Source organism: Myceligenerans indicum (assembly GCF_016742955.1).
In the GTDB taxonomy this organism is placed as follows: Bacteria; Actinomycetota; Actinomycetes; order Actinomycetales; family Cellulomonadaceae; genus Myceligenerans; species Myceligenerans indicum.
Map to the genome: position 1 here is coordinate 1 of NZ_JABBYC010000113.1, position 2325 is coordinate 2325.

At 66.6% G+C, this 2325-nt stretch carries 2 protein-coding genes and 1 pseudogene; all 3 read left to right on the forward strand.

Annotation, left to right across the window (positions count from 1 at the left end; all coding sequences use genetic code 11):
• A partial coding sequence (locus tag HGK34_RS22085; protein ID WP_201851556.1) for an extracellular solute-binding protein occupies window positions 1–764 on the forward strand: 764 nt, incomplete at its 5' end.
• A 241-nt stretch (window positions 765–1005) separates the two neighbouring features.
• Entirely contained in the window at window positions 1006–1908 is a 903-nt protein-coding gene (locus tag HGK34_RS22090; RefSeq protein ID WP_201851558.1) for a carbohydrate ABC transporter permease, read from the forward strand.
• Window positions 1905–2325, forward strand: a pseudogene (locus HGK34_RS22095) (carbohydrate ABC transporter permease); the annotation flags it as partial. The gene HGK34_RS22090 and the pseudogene HGK34_RS22095, both read left to right, overlap by 4 nt.

Genomic DNA, 2325 nt, shown 5'->3' on the forward strand with positions numbered 1-2325 from the left:
GCCTGGACCCGTCGGCCGAGTACGACGACCTGGACTCGTTCATCGCCGACCTGAAGAAGCTCGACAAGATGGACGTGACCCCCATCTCGGTGGCCACCACCTGGACCCAGGTCCACCTCCTGGAGACCGTCCTGCTGGCGGACCTGGGGGCGGACGGGTACCAGGGCCTGTGGGACGGCTCGACCGACTGGAACTCGAGCGAGGTCACCAGCGCGCTCGAGGACTTCGAGACGATCATGTCCTACACGAACTCCGACCGTGACGGGCTGGACTGGCCCGAGGCCACCCAGCAGGTGATCGACGGAACAGCCGCCTTCAACATCATGGGTGACTGGGCCGTGGCCGCGTTCGAGGAGCAGGGCAAGGAACTGGGCACCGACTTCGTCGCGGCTCCCTCACCGGGTACTGCCGGGACGTTCGACTTCCTGGCGGACTCCTTCACCCTGCCGGTGGGTGCCCCGCACCCGGACGGCGCCAAGGCGTGGCTGGAGACCGTCGGGTCTCTGGACGGGCAGGTCGCCTTCAACAAGGCCAAGGGTTCCATCCCGGCACGTACCGACGCCGACCCGATGGACTTCTCGGAGTACCAGCAGACGGCGATCGAGTCGTTCGCGAACGACACGATCGTGTCCTCGCTGGCCCACGGCGCGGCGGCCCCGATCGCCACGCTGAACGCGATCAGCGACGCCACGAGCAAGTTCACCACCGGCGCGTCCGACCTGGAGAGCTACCAGAGCGAACTCGCCATGGCCGCGCAAGGCTGACACGAACACAGGCCGCTCGCCGGAGGACGGGGTGCGGCACACGGAAACGGCAGGGTGCCGTGGCTGGATGCGAGAGCCCGGGGTTGATGTACCGGACGCGTCCGTCACGGCACCCTGCCGTTTCCCGCGGCCGGCGGGCGGGGTTCGGGAACGCCGGCGGGCGGGGTTCGGGAACGCTCGTCCACGCATTGCTCTGCCTTTCGGAGGGCAGAGTCCCACCACACGCTCGTAGAGTGAAATCATGCTGAAGAAACTGCGGCGGGTAGGGCCTCCCCTGCTCCTGCTCGCGCCTTCTCTGCTTCTGCTCGGGGTGTTCGTCTACGGGTTGATCGCGGCGAACTTCCAGATGTCGTTCACCGACAACCACACCGCGGCCCAGGCCACCGGCCAGGCACCCGCCGTGAACGTCTGGTTCGACAACTACCTGAACCTGCTGGCCAGCGAGGAGTTCCAGCACTCGCTGCTCAACCTGCTCCTGTTCACTGCCGTGTTCCTCGCCGGAACCATGGCCATGGGCTTCGGGTGGGCCTGGCTCCTGGAGAAGCCCGTCAAGGGCGAAGGGATCTTCCGGTCGATCTACCTGTTCCCGATGGCCGTGTCCTTCATCGCCTCCGGCGTGGTGTGGCGCTGGCTGCTGAACTCCAACCAGGACGCCCAGGCCTCCGGCCTCAACCGGCTGTTCCAGATCATCGGCCTGGACTTCCTGCAGAACAACTGGTGGAACAACGTCACCTTCGGCATCATCGCGATCACGATCCCGGCGATCTGGCAGCTGTCCGGCTACGTGATGGCCCTGTTCCTGGCCGGCTTCCGCGGCATCCCCGAGGAACTGCGCGAGGCGGCGCGGATGGACGGGGCGAGTGAGCTCCAGCTCTACCGCCACGTGCTGTTCCCGCAGCTCTCCCCCGTGGCGCTGTCTGCGCTGATCATCATCGGGCACATGAGCCTCAAGTCGTTCGACCTGATCATGTCCATCTCCAAGCCCGCGAACTACCAGACCAAGGTCCCGGCCGTGGACATGTACGTGTTCAAGTCCAGCTTCGACTACGCCAACTCCGCCGCGGTCGGAGCCATCCTCCTGGTCCTCGTCGCCGCGGTCATCATCCCGTACCTCGTGCACACCCACCGGGAGGAGAAGCGATGACCACCCTCCTGGAACCGATCGGCAAGAAGACCTCGACGGAACGTCGCACCACGGCCCCTGCGCGGTACGCCGCGGCCCGGACCCTTCGCTACGCGCTGCTCCTGCTCGTGCTGCTGGTGGTCCTGATCCCGGTGTACGTCCTGTTCGTCACGAGCTTCAAGGGTGCCGGGGACGCGGCGCCGGCACGCGCCTGGGCGCTGCCCACGACGTGGACCCTGGAGAACTGGCAGACCGCCTGGACCACGCTGTCCCCGGCCATCGGGCGCTCGCTCCAGATGGTCATCCCCGCGACGATCATCTCGGCGTTCCTGGGCTCGCTGAACGGGTTCGTGCTGGCCCGCTGGCGCTTCAAGGGCGCCGACGTGGTGTTCACGCTCATCCTGTTCGGGATGTTCATCCCCTACCAGGCCGTCATGA

Bases quoted from the DNA above. Each gene is read 5' to 3' on its own strand.
- HGK34_RS22090 (WP_201851558.1), top strand. From the start codon at position 1,006: ATGCTGAAGAAACTGCGGCGGGTAGGGCCTCCCCTGCTCCTGCTCGCG.